12 protein-coding genes are annotated in these 15,503 nt (G+C 41.8%); 7 read left to right on the top strand and 5 right to left on the bottom strand.

All coding sequences use genetic code 11. From position 1 onward, the window contains the following. Positions 1–1,930: pectate lyase family protein (locus ACKI5B_RS01815; RefSeq protein ID WP_407425244.1), on the bottom strand; the 1,930-nt coding region annotated here is incomplete at its 3' end. Positions 1,931–2,128: 198 nt separating this feature from the next. Further along, positions 2,129–4,549: a right-handed parallel beta-helix repeat-containing protein gene (locus tag ACKI5B_RS01810; protein WP_407425243.1), complete on the bottom strand. Its 2,421-nt coding sequence runs from the start codon at positions 4,547–4,549 to the stop codon at positions 2,129–2,131. Between the two features lie 263 nt (positions 4,550–4,812). On the opposite strand from ACKI5B_RS01810, the gene ACKI5B_RS01805 reads away from it, so the two are divergent. The 6 genes from ACKI5B_RS01805 (at position 4,813) to ACKI5B_RS01780 (ending at position 12,055) form a co-directional block, all read left to right on the top strand. Then, a complete protein-coding gene (locus ACKI5B_RS01805) occupies positions 4,813–5,436 on the top strand; it encodes a redox-sensing transcriptional repressor Rex (RefSeq protein ID WP_407425242.1) in 624 nt (207 codons plus the stop codon). 124 nt (positions 5,437–5,560) lie between these two features. Then, the gene (serC, locus tag ACKI5B_RS01800) at positions 5,561–6,730 is read left to right on the top strand and encodes a 3-phosphoserine/phosphohydroxythreonine transaminase (RefSeq protein WP_407425241.1); all 1,170 of its coding nucleotides are present in this window, start codon (positions 5,561–5,563) and stop codon (positions 6,728–6,730) included. A 156-nt stretch (positions 6,731–6,886) separates the two neighbouring features. Further along, positions 6,887–8,065: a phosphoglycerate dehydrogenase gene (locus ACKI5B_RS01795; RefSeq protein ID WP_407425240.1), complete on the top strand. Its 1,179-nt coding sequence runs from the start codon at positions 6,887–6,889 to the stop codon at positions 8,063–8,065. A gap of 214 nt (positions 8,066–8,279) precedes the next feature. Continuing rightward, positions 8,280–10,040 carry a DUF4153 domain-containing protein gene (locus ACKI5B_RS01790; protein WP_407425239.1) on the top strand — a complete coding sequence of 587 codons (1,761 nt, stop codon included), beginning with the start codon at positions 8,280–8,282 and terminating at the stop codon, positions 10,038–10,040. A 158-nt stretch (positions 10,041–10,198) separates the two neighbouring features. Continuing rightward, complete coding sequence (locus ACKI5B_RS01785; RefSeq protein ID WP_407425238.1) at positions 10,199–10,984, top strand: alpha/beta hydrolase; 786 nt, start codon at positions 10,199–10,201, stop codon at positions 10,982–10,984. A 174-nt stretch (positions 10,985–11,158) separates the two neighbouring features. After that, the gene (locus ACKI5B_RS01780) at positions 11,159–12,055 is read left to right on the top strand and encodes a helix-turn-helix domain-containing protein (RefSeq protein WP_407425237.1); all 897 of its coding nucleotides are present in this window, start codon (positions 11,159–11,161) and stop codon (positions 12,053–12,055) included. Positions 12,056–12,120: 65 nt separating this feature from the next. Here the strand turns inward: ACKI5B_RS01780 and ACKI5B_RS01775 are convergent, their stop codons facing one another. Further along, the gene (locus tag ACKI5B_RS01775; RefSeq protein WP_407425236.1) at positions 12,121–12,777 is read right to left on the bottom strand and encodes an HAD family hydrolase; all 657 of its coding nucleotides are present in this window, start codon (positions 12,775–12,777) and stop codon (positions 12,121–12,123) included. A 219-nt stretch (positions 12,778–12,996) separates the two neighbouring features. Beyond that, the gene (locus ACKI5B_RS01770) at positions 12,997–14,169 is read right to left on the bottom strand and encodes a phosphoribosylaminoimidazolecarboxamide formyltransferase (protein ID WP_407425235.1); all 1,173 of its coding nucleotides are present in this window, start codon (positions 14,167–14,169) and stop codon (positions 12,997–12,999) included. Positions 14,170–14,233: 64 nt separating this feature from the next. On the opposite strand from ACKI5B_RS01770, the gene ACKI5B_RS01765 reads away from it, so the two are divergent. Next, complete coding sequence (locus tag ACKI5B_RS01765) at positions 14,234–15,136, top strand: DMT family transporter (protein WP_407425234.1); 903 nt, start codon at positions 14,234–14,236, stop codon at positions 15,134–15,136. 11 nt (positions 15,137–15,147) lie between these two features. Here ACKI5B_RS01765 and ACKI5B_RS01760 read toward each other — a convergent pair. Beyond that, positions 15,148–15,503 (bottom strand): RluA family pseudouridine synthase (locus tag ACKI5B_RS01760; RefSeq protein WP_486401659.1); only part of this gene is annotated, 356 nt, incomplete at its 5' end.

Genomic DNA, 15,503 nt, shown 5'->3' with positions numbered 1-15,503 from the left:
TTGAAGAAGATGAGCTTCCAGAAGAAGAGCCTGATGAACTTTCTGAACTTGAAGAAGAGCTTTCAGAACTTGAGCTTGATTCAGAAGAGCCTGAAGATTCAGAGCTGGAACTTGATGATTCACTTGATTCTGATGAGCTTGAAGAGCTTTCATTGTATGCAGTTGTTGCTCCAGTGTAGCTTATAAGAGCAGCCTGAAGGGTTGTATCTACATCGTAGCTTGTATCTGCTGAATCAGAGAATGTGTAAGTAAAATCACCGCCCTCGATTCGCCCTGCATATTTTTTAACGTTTGTTACAGCAGTTGAAGGAGAATCAGCTGTGTAAGAATACATGATGCTTGAAGTATCAAAGTTATTGTATGTGTTTGAACCTGCGTACGAAGTTACCGAACTTGGAACAGTTGTACCTGCACTTGAAACAACATAAGCATCGAAGTCGCTTGTTGTTGTAATTCCCTGACCAGAGGCTGTTGCTGTTGAACCTGAAACAGTGTATGAACTTGCACCATAAGGAATGAATGTGTAAGTTCCTGTCATAGTATTGTTGTAAGCTTTGATTGAACCGCCGTTTTCTTTAGAGAATGTAGCATTATCTGTAGAACGTGTTGTTCCGCTTGCATACAAATCGCTTCCCTGCATTGAGGTGAGCATCGGATATTTACAGTTACGGAAGTAGTTTGAATCCATAAAGACAGATGAACCCAAACATGCACCAGCACCATATTTTGCGTTTCCGTCGTAGTAGTTGTTGTAAACGTGAGCAGAATAGTAGCGGCAGCGCGGGTGGCGGCTGTCTGAATGATCATACCAGTTATGGTGATAAGTAATGTAAAGACCGTCTGTTGTGCCTTCACTTAAGCCCAGAAGATTACATTTTCCTGAATCCCAGAAGTGGTTGTAAGAGAATGTAACGTAAGTTGATTTTTTGCAGTCGAGAGCACCGTCACCTTTTTTCTGGTCGGCATCGCTTCCAGCTGCTCCGTAGAACATATCACAGTTGTGAACCCAGATATTCTGGTTACTCTGCTGAAGTGAAACATTGTCGCCTTCGTCAGAATCAACCATCATAAAGCCGATGTTTGCAATTTCTACATACTGAGAGTTTTTGATTCGGATACCCCAGCCGTAAGCAGTTGCATCTGAACCGATACCTTCGATTGTAAGACCGTTAGAAAGCAGTTTTGATGAACCTGAACCAGAAATCATAATGTCGCCGTTATCCATCGTTTCGAAATCTGTGACTTTTCCGATGAGGCGAACACAGAGCGGGCGAGTATCATAGCCTTTTTTGAATCCGGTGAGAATGTTCTGTAAGCCGGTATATGTTGTTGTAGTACCTTTTGAAGACGTTGTTACATCAAGAGTAACAGAATCTTTTGTTGATTCATTAATGTAAAGAACGACTGCATTGTCTTTTAATGTACCGTCAGCTTTGTAAGCACCTGGAACAGTGTCGCCGTAAAAGCCGAAACCTGTGCGGTCGTGAGAAGCAACAGTTACCGTTGCGGTGAGATAAGAAGAGCCGCATGTGACTTTGAGCGTATGACTTCCTGCAGCAAGACCAGGAATATCACAACGCCACTGAGAGCCGATTTTGCGGGTGAGATAAGAACTGACTTCCGTGCCATCACAAGTAACCGTGTAGCTTGAAGAAGAGCCTGTCCAGACGATATAGGCACTGTTGAGCCAGCCCTGCGCTTTTACGCCGGTAAGGCCGCTTCCTGTTGGAGTTGCAGAACTGATTGAGCCTGAAATGCCACTGGTAGATGCAGCGTATGTGGCAGAACGGCTTATAGCAGAAGAAACACTTGACTCGGAAGAACTGTCAGTGGTATCAATATTTGCGATGTCACTGCAGCCGGCAAACGGCAGACACGCAGCAAGCGTGAGTGAACCGAGAATGGAAACCATTCTTAAACTTTTTTTCATAAAATCCTCCACTTTATGATAGTAGCAGTATCATACAACGGAATAAGAATGTTCAAAGTGAAATTTGGAAATTTCCGCACTTTAAAGTGGAGAAAATGGAGATAATTATAATATTCTTAGAATAAGATAAGAAAATACTAAGAAAAAAAAAGCCGCACCCAGACATTTTCGCCTGAGTGCGGCAATGACTGTTACACCTTATTTAAGAGAAATTCCCTTAATTGTTGCAGCTTGTGATCCGAACTTGTGTCCAGAGTAAGAGCTGTTTGTGTAACCAGAAAGTTTGATTGTACCGTCTGAGTTTCTGTAGCTTGTATGTACAGAAGAGTTACATGCAAGGCTTGTTGCAGAAGTAGATGGTGCAGAAATTGTTGTACTGAAGTCTTTCTGTCCGTTTGTAATTGAGCTAGCTGCTGAAATATAGAAGTACTTGCTGTTTGTGAAATAAACGGAATTAGAAATTGTTGAAGCAACATCGCTTGTACCGTACTTGTCGCTGCTCTTTGGAGCGAGAGTAAGCATGTGGTCAAACTTACCCTTGTTTGTGCGGTAGAAGTTGAAGTTTACTTTTGCGTTTCCGTAAGAAGTACAGTAAGAAACATTGAGGGCTCCTCCGTTTCCGTTGTCTGTAAATCCGTCGTGTCCGTTTCCAACTGCGAGACAGTTTGTTACAACGTGAGCTGTAGGAACTTTTCCGTTTGAACCGCCAAGCTTGAATCCGTTCATATCGCCGTTTGCATAGCTTGAGTTTGTTGTGAGGCGTCCGTTATTGTAAGCAACACAGTTTTTAATTGTTACAACACCGATTGAACCTGTTGCTTCCTTGGCATAGAGGTCCCATCCGTCATCACAGTTACAGTAAGCAATACATCCGTCAAATACGTTTCCGTTTCCAGCTGTAAGTTTACATGCAAAGCCGTCAGCGTTTTCACCTGTTGCAGGGTCAGCGTTGTCGTATGCTGTACAGTTAAGAATCAGGTTGTTTGCAGGCCAGTCGCTCATTGAAGACATAGAAGACTTTTCGCGTGCAATCTGGAGACCTGAGTCTCGGTTAGCATAGAATACACAGAGTTCAACAATGTTGTTGTTCCCGCCGATATACATACCGTTGTCACCAGCACCTGTTACGTTGATTCCGTAGAAGTGCCAGTAGTCACCGAAAATCTGGATACCGCGGTTAGAGTCAGAAAGAGATTCGCCTGAGAAGTCAAAGATTACTTTGTTAGCTGAACCTGGTTCTGCCATTACATACTTCATTGCAGAAGATGAACCGTTGTTTGAAGAAGAAATTGTGATTGGTGAAGAGAACTTGTATGTACCAGCCTTGATTACAACAGCAGCTCCGCCTGCAACTGAGTTGAGGGCAGATGTGATTTCAGAAGCAGAAGTACAGTAAATGTAGCTCTTAATCTGAGATTTGTTTGTAATTTCTGTAAGGCGTGAACGTGTACCTACACCACTCTGAGTTGTTGAACCAGTGTTAGAAAGTCCTGAACCAGAAGAACTTGAAGATGAACCTGATGAAGAACTTCCTGAAGAGCTTGAACCGCTTGATGAGCTTCCGCTTGAGCTTGAAGAAGAGCCAGCAGCAGAAACATAGATTTCATAAATGCTGATTGCGCTTCCAGAAGAGTAAACGTAGTAAGTTCCTGCTTTTGTAGTTGTGTAGCTTAAGAGAGTTGCACTTGTTCCTACAGAAACTGATTTGAGAACAGATGAACCGTCAGAAAGCTGAAGTGTTCTTGCTGCACCTGCTGTTGCAACTACAGAAATTGTAGCACCTGAAGCAGCGTCAAATTTAACTGCACGGTATGTAGGTTTTGTTCCTGAAAAACCGCCCTTAAGGTCGAGAGCCTTTGTGTAGTTGTTTGAATTGTAAGTCAAAGAACTGTTAACAATCTGAACAGGTTTATCAGAAGAAGCGAGAACCTGAAATGAACCATAAGTTGTGTTTGAAGTTACAGAACCTGCAGAAAGGCTTGTCGGCTTGAATGAAATTGCAGAGCCTGAAGTTGAAGAAGAACTTCCGCTTGATGAAGAGCCTGAAGAACTTGATCCGCTTGATGAAGAACCGCTTGTCTTTTCAACAGAGAATACGCGCATTGCGCTTGATTTTGAATACAGGTAGTAAGTACCAGAGCTTGTCGCTGTGTAAGAGAACTGGCTTGCAGAAGTTCCTACGTCAGCAGAAGCAACTACTTTGCTTCCGTTTGAGAACTGAAGCGTGCGTGCAGCATTTGCGTTTACGACAGCCTTTACAGTATCACCTGAAGAAAGTGAAACTTTAAAAGCTCTGTAAGTAGCAGCAACACCGTCAGCACCACCGCCGAGGTCCCATGCTTTTGAATAACTCGTTCCGCCGTAAGAGGCAGAAGAAGAGACAACCTTTACGGTTTTGCTTGAAGTAGCAAGAAGTGTAAAATCACCGTAAGTTGTGTTTGAAGAAATTGTTCCTGTTGAAAGACCTGATGCTGTAGAAGCAGCACGTTCAGCAGAAACAGCCGTAACTTCGTCCAGGATTTCAGATGAGTTAATGTCTGAAAGATCTGAACAACCCGAAAGAATCAAAGCTGCACTCAGTGCGAAGGCTCCGAATCCTTTCAATAAACTTTTTTTCATACAATCCCCCTTTTTGATGTATGACTTTTTATATTTTTCAGCCCGAAAAGAACTGAAAATTTACTATTTTGAAAAATAAGGGATTTCTTAGCATAAACTTAGAATACTCTAATATGTCGGAATAAGAATGTTCAAGGCTAAATTTGTACAATTAAGTTATTTGTTAGCATGGTGAAACAGAATAAAATCTCAAAAATCTCTAATTATAAGGGTTGTCTTTAAATTTTTATGCATTTCAGGCAGATTTGTGGTATAACAAAGTTATGAAGAAATTTTCTGCACCGTCAAAAAAAAGGCTTGTAACACTTTCGCATCTTCTTTCCCAGATTTTGAATCAGTCAGAACATAAAAAAATCACTTCGGTTGAGATTGCATCGCTGACCGGCTGGGGTGAGGCGACAATCAGGCGGGATATTTCTCTTCTTGAACTGCACAACGGTGTAAGTAACGGCTATGATGTCAACGTTCTGCATGATGCGATTTGTGAGTGCCTTAAAATCAGTGAAGAATCTGCTGAAAAGCACAGGTGCTGCATAGTGGGGCTTGGAAAACTTGGTGAAGCGCTTCTGGAAAATTCGATTTTTGTAGGCAGTCCTTTTGAGCTTGCGGCAGGATTTGATATCAATATGAATAAAATCGAGATAATGAAATCAACGATTCCGTTGTTTCCAACTCTAGATTTAGAGTCAAAAATACACTCGCTTAAAATTGAATATGCCGTTCTTGCAGTTCCGGACGAAAAAGCCCAGTTTATGGCAGAAAGACTGGTTTCTTACGGCATAAAAGGAATCGTAAATTATACGAATGTAATCTTAAATCTTAATAAAAGTGTCCGTGTGGAAAATGTAAACACATCTTTTATACTTACAGGTATGTTGGCTGATTAATGTGAATTATTTCACAGTAAAATGCTGAAAATTTATCTCTTTCGTTGACCTTGTTCCTGCAAAACTTTAAAATCTTATCATCAATTCTGTGAAAGATTTCACTTTAAATAAAGAGGTGCAAAATATGGCTAGAGTCTACAACTTTAGTGCCGGTCCTTCATGCTTGCCGGAAGAAGTATTAAAAGAATGTGCAGCAGAAATGCTCGATTATCAGGGAACAGGTCAGTCGGTAATGGAAATGAGCCACCGCTCAAAGTACTATGAACCTATCATCGAAGATGCTGAAGCTATGATCCGCAGACTTATGAAAGTTCCTGAAAACTACAAGGTTCTTTTTGTTCAGGGAGGCGGTTCAACTCAGTTTGCTATGGTTGCACAGAACCTCGGAATTAAAAACAAGAAAGCTGCTTACATCGAAACTGGCGTATGGGCTAAAAAAGCTGCCGCAGAAGCTAAAAAACTCGGCGTTGCTGTTGATGTAATCGCTTCTTCAAAAGACAAAAACTATTCTTATATCCCGAAAGTTGAAAAAATCACCGGCGACTATGACTACGCTTACATCTGTTTTAATAACACAATCATGGGAACTCATTATGAATACATCCCTGACTGCGGAGACATTCCGCTCGTTGCAGATATTTCTTCATGTGTTTTGAGTGAAGAACTCGACGTTTCAAAATTCGGCCTTCTTTTTGCAGGTGCTCAGAAAAACCTCGCTCCAGCCGGTGTTACTCTCGTAATCATCCGCGAAGACCTTATTCCGGAACCTGAAAACTGCCTCCCTGGCACACCGACAATGCTCGCTTATAAAACTCACGCAGACAACGGAAGCATGTACAACACACCTCCATGCTACACTATCTACGTTCTCGACAAGGTTCTTCACTGGATCGAAAAGAACGGAGGGGCTAAAGGAATCAACAAACTCAACGTTGAAAAAGCTGACTATCTTTATAACTTCCTTGACAGTTCTGATTTCTACCACGCAACTGCAGAAAAAGGAAGCCGCTCTCTCATGAACGTTCCTTTCCTTACAAAATACTCAACAGCAGTTACAGCAGCCGCAGCAAAAAAAGACGAAGCTGAACAGAGTGCTGAAGAAAAAGCTGCTCTTGCAAAAGAAAAAGAAATCAACTCTAAGTTCGTAAAAGAAGCAGAAGCTGCAGGCCTCATTAACCTTAAGGGTCACCGCTTAGTCGGCGGTATGCGCGCTTCAATCTACAACGCCATGACCTTAGACGGCGTTAAGGCTTTGGTTGAGTTCATGAAGAAATTTGCTGAGGCTAACAAATAATTAGACGCGGATAAATGCTGATACACGCAGATAGAGTATGGGTTATGGTTTATATCCTAAACGAAAATCGCCTGTGAAACAGGAAAGTTTTTCTTCTAGGAAATACATAATCTGTGTTCATCTGTGGGCATCTGCGTCGGAAAAATGGAGAAAATTATGTACAAAATTCAGACGTTAAATAAAATCAGTGCCATTGGCCTTGAAAACTTTCCCCGTGACTCTTACGAGATTGCAACTGACATCAATAACCCGGACGCAATTCTTGTGCGCTCGGCTGAGATGCATGGAATGGACTTAAGTGATTCAGTTAAGGCAGTTGCCCGGGCAGGTGCCGGTGTAAATAACATTCCTTGCGAAGAACTAGCTGCAAAAGGTGTTGTTGTATTTAACACACCAGGTGCAAATGCAAACGCTGTAAAAGAACTTGTAATCCTCGGTCTTTTGCTTTCAAGCCGACCAGCTGTTGCCGCAAATAAATGGGTAGCTGACTTGGCAGGGAAGGGAGACGAAATCCCTGCTTTGGCAGAAAAGGGCAAAAGCCAGTTTGTAGGACCTGAACTTAAAGGAAAAACTTTGGGCGTAATCGGTCTTGGTGCAATTGGTGCTATGGTTGCAAATACTGCAATCGCTTTGGGAATGAACGTAATCGGCTACGACCCGTTCCTTTCTGTAAAAGCAGCCCTTTCTCTCGATCGCAACGTAAAAATTTCTGACACCCTCGAAGGCGTATACACAAAATCTGACTACATCACAGTTCACGTTCCACAGACAAATGACACAAAGGGAATGATTAACGCTTCTTCAATTAAAACTATGAAGGACGGAGTGCGCATCGTAAACTTTGCCCGCGGTGGTCTTGTAAACAACGCTGATGTTTTGGCTGCAATCGCTTCTGGAAAAGTCGCCGCCCTCATTACTGACTTTGCTGATGAAGAGCTTTTGAAATGCGACAAAGTTATCTGTCTTCCACACCTTGGAGCTTCTACTCCAGAAGCAGAAGACAATTGTGCCGTTATGGCAGTAAAAGAGCTTCGAGACTTCCTTGAATCAGGTGAAATCCGAAATTCAGTAAACTTCCCGAAGACTTTCCTGAACAACGAAACTCCTGCCGGCGGAACCCGACTTTGCATTGCTCACAAAAATGTTCCTAATATGATTGCGCAGTTTACAACAGTTCTTGGAAACGCAAAACTTAACATTGCAGGCATGGTTGACCAGAACAAGAACGACCTTGCTTACGCTCTCATCGATGTTGACGGAAAAGTTGATGAAGCAGCTCTTGCTTCTCTTTCTGCAATCGACGGCGTTATCAAAGTAAGACCAATTTACAAGTAAACCGAAAACTGTAAGTTAAAAACTGAAAAATTAAAGAATGGCCTTTGTAACTGGATTTCTAGTTATAGGGGCCATTTTTGCTTACGCAAAAACCGCGCTTTCCCTGGTTCCGCCTTTCGGCTCCATTCCTCCGCTATGCTCCGGAACGGCTTTCGCCGCCAGTCCAATCCCTTGTCCACTTTCCCCGGCCAAAATTCCGTGTTATACTTTTGTTATGGAAAAACTGTTTAATCGAATTAAATCTGCCCTTTCAGAAATTTTAGTCTATCTTTCACAAAAGAAAGTCATTTTTGCTTTTTCTCTGGTGGCTTTTCTTTTTTATACCCTCCAGATTTATGATGTGAACAAAGCCCTGCCGGAGTTCTTCCATAAAACTATCAGCCTGGAAAAGCTTTTATCCCTCTGCCTTGCCTTTTCCCTGGGAACCGTGTTCTCCATTCCTGCAGTGCTTCTTTCAGAGCGTTTTGCCCCTTTCCCGGTAAAAAAATACACACTACAGATTCTTTCAGGAACTGCGGGAACCATTATAGGCTATTTTGCCCGGGAAGGATTTACCCGCGACGGAGACATTTACGGCCCTCTTTACTATTTTGGAATTGTTTTTGCTGTGGTCGCTGTCTCTATCTTTCTTTTTATTCCAAAATCCGATTCTAAGACTTATTTTGCCCTGGTTTTTAAGCATTTTTTCTTCTGTTCGTTACTGTCCACCATACTTTGCGGCGGTATGTGCCTTCTCGTTTACGCCGTGCAGAATCTCATCTTGAATACAGATGAATCCTGTATCTATGATGCCTGTGCAGCCTTCAGTTTTTTTGTAATTGCTGTTAATTCTTTTTCATACCATCTTTTTTATAAGCGCAGTGAAGAATCATCCGGCAAAGCTTTTAAAATCATCATGTTCTATATTTTCCTTCCGGTTTTTACCGTTCTTCTTCTCATTCTCTACGCTTATCTTATAAAAGCCCTCGTACTGCTAACTCTTCCCAACGGACAAATCAACTGGTTTGTTTCTTTTGCTTCTTGCTTTTTCATCCTCTCGTATTTTATTCTCCGGGAATTTGAAAATCTTCCTGCGGTGCGCTTTTTCTACCGTTTTGGAGCCTTTGCTTTCATTCCCCTTATCTGCGTACAGATTCCCGCCTTCTTTATCCGGGTGAATGCTTACGGTTTTACGGGCTACCGCTATTCCAGCCTGCTTTTTATTATTTTTTCGGTTCTCACCATCGCACTTACGTTCATAAAAAAAGGAAAATTCACTAAATATTCCCTCCTTCTTCTAGCCTTTTTTATCCTCCTGGACACTCTTTCTCCCTGTAATCTCATCGACATGGCATACAAAAGCCAGTACGGCCGTATGATGAACGTGCTTGAAAAATACGAGATGTTCAATAAGGAAAAAGATGCTCTTTCAGAATACGACAGAGAAAAAATCGAGCAGATCATCGAAGATGATGACCGGGCCTCTCTCTACAGCGCTTACCGCTACATCACCGGAACATCTGAAATTCCTGATCCCCAATGGATGATGGAAAAAATCAAAAAAGAAGGGGAAAATGCAAAGCTTCTTTCCTTTCAGGACCTTTTTGGAATTAAAAAAGAAAAAGAGGATTCGACAATCATCACATATAAACACCGGGTTAAAGACGAAAACACCGCATATGACATTGCCTCCTTCAGCAGAATGGTTAAGATTTCCGCCTCAGAAAGTTCAGGCGGTTGGGTAGAAAACAAATACAGTGAATACGCCAACGAACTGCCGGCTGTCAAAATCCAGACCGAACGGGGCACCTTCGATGCCACAGATTTTATCCTCTCCCTCGCCAAAAAAAAGGAGCCGGCTGACACAACGGTCCCAATCTGGTACACCCCTGAGCCTGAAACAACAATTCTTTTTGAAAGTCTGAGTTTCGAATACAACGAAGACAACAAACTTTTCAAACGTTTCAGCTATTCAGGCTATGAATTCCACCAGTGAAAAATTAAATTTTTGACATAAAAAAACTCGTTTATTGCAGATTTGCCGATTTCTTTTGCAATTCTGCAATTTTTTTTGCCTTTTAAATATGAGATTATCTTTTCGTAGGCTAGTGGAAAGGCTTAATCAAATAAATCCGCAGCTTACAAGGAGATAAAATGAAAAAATTAAATGTTTTTTCTGCAGCAGTTCTTGCCTGCACAATGTTCGTTTCTTGCACTTCAACAGGAAAAGTCGTACCTAAAAAAGTTGAGACACCTCAGACTGTTACATTCCCTTCAAAAGACGGGCTTCCTGTTACTGCTGATTTATATATGGCATACTCTAAAGACGCTCCACTTATTCTTCTCTGCCACCGTGCAAACTGGTCTCGCGGCGAGTACCTTGAAATTGCTCCAAAACTCAATCTCTTAGGCTTTAATGCAATTGCAATCGACCAGCGTTCTGGAAAAACTAAGAACAATGTAGACAATGCAACAAAACTTGCCGCAGAAGCTAAGGGGCTGGGAACTACATATCTTGATGCAGTTCAGGACATTCAGTCTGCAATCGAATATGCTTCAAAACTTTCAAGCAAAAAAATCATTCTCTGGGGCTCTTCATATTCTTCAAGCCTTGGATTCACTCTTGTAAAATCAAACTCAGACAAAATCGCAGCCTATCTTGCTTTCTCTCCCGGCGAATATTTTGCTGACCTTGGAAAAGAAGCAAACTGGATTAGCACAGAAGCTAAAGATGTCAAAGTTCCTGTATTTGTAACTTCACGTCCGTCTGAACGTAAAGATGCCCAGCCGATTTTTGATGCAATCGAAAATAAAGATAAAACATACTTTGTTCCTGAAACTGACTCTAAGCACGGCTCACAGGCCCTTTATGAAGCAACCGAAGGAAATGAAGCAAGCTGGAAAGCAGTGGAAGCTTTCTTGAGAAGATTCAACAAATAAAAACTTCACCTGCAGTCAGGGTTTACTATAATATTGCAAATTGTCCGCAACTCAAAGAGTTGAGGCAATTTGTCGGGAAGTGAGGATTAATCGCTTTAAGTGTTAATCAGCTCTTTCCTCTCCTCCTTACCTGACTGCAGGTTTTGTGTTATAATTAGAAAGTGGAAAAAGTATATGGAATATTCTACAACTGCACTTCATTCTTCAAAACCTCGTGTAGAACCTGTTTTTGTATCACAGGAAATCTTTGCAAAAGCTCTCGAAGAAAATGTAAGCGACAGATTTAGAATCATTCTTTTTACAGAAGGAAAATTTACTGCACAGATAAATGAAGTCTTTGTTCAGGTTATTACTCCTGCCGTTATGTGCTTAAACGAAAAAGACTTGTTAAAGATTCCAGCCGAAGAACAATTACAGATAAAATGCCGTGAATTCCTTTTTAATCCTAAATTTTTAAATAAAAAATTAAACTTTGAAAACATCCTCCAGAAAGGGACAGATGCCGAAAGTGAAGTAATCGAAAATCGAATGCTTTTAAAAACTCACATAAACAGCCGAGAACTTAATTATTTCCGTTATATAAATCCCGAAGATGCAAGGCATATTAATGGCTTAATGGAAAAAGCCCATTTTGAACTTTGTGAACAGAATTCAGGCTGGTGGCCATGCAAAACCCGGTCTTTTTTGACGGAAATTTTATTTTTTAATGCCCAGCTTTTTGAACTCAAGCAGAATGCAAACAAAGAGGTAACTTTTTTTGCGGCAGGTTCAGACTTTAAACCTATATTAGATTACATTGCCCGTTCTTATGACCAGAAAATTACTTTGGAAAATTTGTGTTCTGAATTTGGAACAAACCGCACCGATTTGAATAAACTTTTTAAAGAAAAAACAGGAATGACCGCAATTAAATATGTGATTGACCTTCGTCTTCGCATTGCCCGTTCCCTTTTAAAAGATACCGACCTTCCTGTAGAACGAATCGCCGAGCAGACTGGATTTTCTGATTCCACACATCTGGAGCGGCTCTTCAAGCAGAAGTATCAGATGTCACCGGGAGAAGTCCGATAGAAATTATTGTTTAAGTATTATTGAATTGCAAAAAACACTGCAAGAAAAGCAGGATTTCAATTCCCTTACAATAATTCACTGCTTTTTTTAATTACAAAGTCGGCTTTGAATTCGCTGAATTCTTCCCTGTTTCCATAGCCCCAGAGACATGCACAGCATGGGATATTGTTTTTGTGAGCCCCGATGATGTCGTGCTTGCGGTCGCCAATCATCAAGATTTTTCCGTTTTGCAGTTCTCTTTCAAGTTTGTTTTCCCGGATTACATATTCGATTACCATTGCTTTTTCGCTCCGAGTTTCTTCAACGTCAGAGCCGCCTGCAAAGTCAAAATATTGTGTAAGGTCAAATTTATCAAGAATCTGCTTCATGTAGATTTCAGGCTTACTTGTAGCAACATATAAGTGCTTTCCTGAAGATTTTAATTTTTCAAGGGTTTCAGGAATTCCTTCATAAACAGAATTTTCAAAAAGGCCTTTGTCTGCAAAATATTCGCGGTATTTTTTCATAGCTTCGCGTGCTTTCTCTTCTGAAAAACCGAACAAATCTTTAAATGACTCCATAAGCGGCGGGCCTATAAATTTGCGCAAAGCTGAATCCGGCACATCGGTAATTCCGTAGTAAGAAAGAGCGTACCGTGCAGAGTTCATAATTCCCGGAGCGCTTTCCGTGAGAGTTCCGTCAAGGTCAAAAAAAAGGTATTCAAAGGAAGAAAGATTTTTCATAATTAAGCAAATATTTCTTTATGATGAGGTTACAGACATTTTCATCATAATAATCCAGAAAAAACAAAAAAAACGGTCGGAGTCGGGGTTCTGACAAAAACTCGCTTTGAAGGGCGAAGCGTCCCGAAGGGCTTCAACCTAGGGAGCGTAAAAAACTTGCGAGGCGAGTTTTATGGCAGGTTTACGACGGGAGACCGTTTTTTTGTTTATCCAGTAATACTAATGATGGAAAAGTCTGATTCCGTTGAAGCACATTACCATGTTGTACTTGTCAGCGGTTTCAATTACCTGATCGTCACGCACGCTGCCGCCCGGCTGAGCTACGACTGTAACGCCGCTCTTTCTTGCGCGCTCGATGTTGTCTCCGAACGGGAAGAATGCGTCGCTTCCGACTGCAACATTTGTGTTTTTAGAAAGCCATTCTTTCTTTTCTTCGCGTGTGAAAACTTCCGGCTTTACTTTGAAAATGTTCTGCCATTTGCCTTCTGCAAGAACGTCTTCGTATTCTTCACCGATGTAAACGTCGATTGCGTTGTCTCTGTCTGCACGCTTGATTCCGTCAACGAACTGCAAGCCCAAAACTTTAGGCGACTGTCTGAGCCACCAGTTGTCGGCTTTCTGACCTGCAAGGCGTGTACAGTGAACTCTGGACTGCTGGCCTGCTCCGATACCGATTGCCTGACCGTCTTTTACATAGCAGACTGAGTTTGACTGAGTGTATTTGAGGGTGATGAGCGCGATAATGAGGTTGTGTTTGTCATCTTCGCTCAAAGTTTTGTTTTTGGTTACGATGTTTGAAAGACAGCTTTCGTCGATTTTAAGGAAGTTGTGTCCCTGTTCGAATTTTACGCCGAAAACCTGTTTTACTTCTGTTGCAGGCGGAACATAGTTCGGATCAATTTTGATTACACAGTAGTTTCCGTTCTTTTTTGCCTTGAGGATTTCAAGAGCTTTTGCAGAATATGAAGGAGCGATGATTCCGTCTGAAACTTCTTTTTTGATAAGAAGGGCGGTTGCTTCGTCACATTCGTCGCTCAAAGAAATAAAGTCACCGAAAGAGCTCATTCGGTCAGCTCCGCGTGCACGGGCATAAGCTGCTGCCATTGGTGTAAGTTCGATTCCGTCTGTGAAGTAGATTGTTTTGAGAGTGTCGCTCAAAGGCTTTCCGACTGCAGCTCCGGCAGGGCTTACATGTTTGAAGCTGGTGGCTGCAGGCAATCCTGTAGCTTCTTTGAGTTCTTTTACAAGCTGCCAGCCGTTAAGGGCATCGAGCAGGTTAATATATCCAGGTCTTCCGTTCAAAACTTCGATTGGGAGATCGCCTTCATCTACGTAAACCTTTGCAGGTTTCTGGTTTGGATTACATCCGTATTTAAGTTCGAGTTCTTTCATATCGTAAAGAATAGCGGAAAAACGCAATGTTTTCAATTCTTCTTCTTTCTGATAAAATCCTTTTATGAAAAAAAATATTCCGGTTTTAGGGATTTTTCTCGCTTCGATTTCTGTCTTTATCTGGGGAATCACCTTCGTTTCAACGAAGTATCTTCTTAACTCGTTTTCTTCTTACGAAATTCTTGTGTTCAGGTTTCTGCTTGCCTATGCGGGATTGTGGGTTATGCGCCCCCGGCTTCTTCATCTTTCTGAAAAAAAACAGGAACTTTATTTCATGCTCGCAGGCCTTTCAGGGGTTACGGCATATCAGTTTATGGAAAATCTTGCGATTTCCTACACTTCAGCTTCAAATGTTAGTATCATCGTTTCAATCTGTCCGATTTTTACGGCAATTTTTCTGCAGATTTTCCTTAAAGAACGCCATCTGACAATGTTTTTCAATATTGGTTTTCTTCTGGCAATTTTTGGTGTGGCTCTTGTAAGCTTTAACGGAGTTGTTGAGCTTCACCTTAATCCAAAAGGTGATTTTTTAGCCCTTGCCGCCGCCATCTGGTGGGGCATATATTCGCTGTGTGTTTCAAAAATCAATGCCTTCAAACTTGACTCAATTCAGGTAACAAGGCGGATTTTCTTCTGGGCGATTGTTTTTATGATTCCAATCGGATTTTTTACAGGATTCACATTTGATTCTGCCGTCAACCTTCAGCGTTTTTCAAATCCTTTAAACTGGCTCAACCTGTGCTTTTTAGGGCTGGGTGCGAGCGCTTTCTGTTTTGCTGCATGGAATCTTGCCTGCGAAAAACTTGGAACCGTGCGTGCTACCGCAGGCATTTATCTGATTCCGGTCGTTACAATCGTTTTCGCTTTCTTTGCTTTGGGAGAAAAAATTTCTGTAATGGGGGCCGTTGGTGCTGTTCTTACGATAGCAGGCCTTTTTGTAAGCGAGATTAAGAAAACGGAAAATTGAAAGGTTAAAACTTAAAACTCCGCCCTGCATTCAATCGTCATTTTTTCTCCCGTTACAGGGTGCGTAAATGTGATTTTCTGTGCGTGAAGCATAAGCCGCTCTCCCTCATCGCATTTTCCGTAGAGAGTATCGCCGATAATCGGTGTGCCAAAGCCGTGACTGTCGCTGCTGGCAAGCCTGAGCTGGTGGGTTCTTCCTGTATGCGGCATAAAAAGAACTCTTGTTGCGTTCCGTATGCTTCCGTCTGGTGCGTGATAGCGTTCCACTCCAAGAATCTGCCATTCTGTAACCGCACTTTTTCCGTTTTCGCTATCCCAAATCTGGTGCGGGCGGTTTTCAACATCAAGCCGGAAAAACAGTTCCATTG

Source organism: Treponema sp. (assembly GCF_045657965.1).
Lineage (GTDB): Bacteria > Spirochaetota > Spirochaetia > Treponematales > Treponemataceae > Treponema_D.
Note: the sequence above shows the minus strand (reverse complement) of the source record. Positions and strands in the feature narration are given on the sequence as shown.

Excerpts from the sequence above, each read along its gene's own strand:
- ACKI5B_RS01795 (WP_407425240.1), top strand. The coding sequence starts at position 6,887 with ATGTACAAAATTCAGACGTTAAATAAAATCAGTGCCATTGGCCTTGAA.
- ACKI5B_RS01805 (WP_407425242.1), top strand. The coding sequence starts at position 4,813 with ATGAAGAAATTTTCTGCACCGTCAAAAAAAAGGCTTGTAACACTTTCG.
- ACKI5B_RS01810 (WP_407425243.1), bottom strand. The coding sequence starts at position 4,549 with ATGAAAAAAAGTTTATTGAAAGGATTCGGAGCCTTCGCACTGAGTGCA.
- ACKI5B_RS01790 (WP_407425239.1), top strand. The coding sequence starts at position 8,280 with ATGGAAAAACTGTTTAATCGAATTAAATCTGCCCTTTCAGAAATTTTA.
- ACKI5B_RS01780 (WP_407425237.1), top strand. The coding sequence starts at position 11,159 with ATGGAATATTCTACAACTGCACTTCATTCTTCAAAACCTCGTGTAGAA.
- ACKI5B_RS01785 (WP_407425238.1), top strand. The coding sequence starts at position 10,199 with ATGAAAAAATTAAATGTTTTTTCTGCAGCAGTTCTTGCCTGCACAATG.
- ACKI5B_RS01770 (WP_407425235.1), bottom strand. The coding sequence starts at position 14,169 with ATGAAAGAACTCGAACTTAAATACGGATGTAATCCAAACCAGAAACCT.
- ACKI5B_RS01765 (WP_407425234.1), top strand. The coding sequence starts at position 14,234 with ATGAAAAAAAATATTCCGGTTTTAGGGATTTTTCTCGCTTCGATTTCT.
- ACKI5B_RS01775 (WP_407425236.1), bottom strand. The coding sequence starts at position 12,777 with ATGAAAAATCTTTCTTCCTTTGAATACCTTTTTTTTGACCTTGACGGA.
- serC (WP_407425241.1), top strand. The coding sequence starts at position 5,561 with ATGGCTAGAGTCTACAACTTTAGTGCCGGTCCTTCATGCTTGCCGGAA.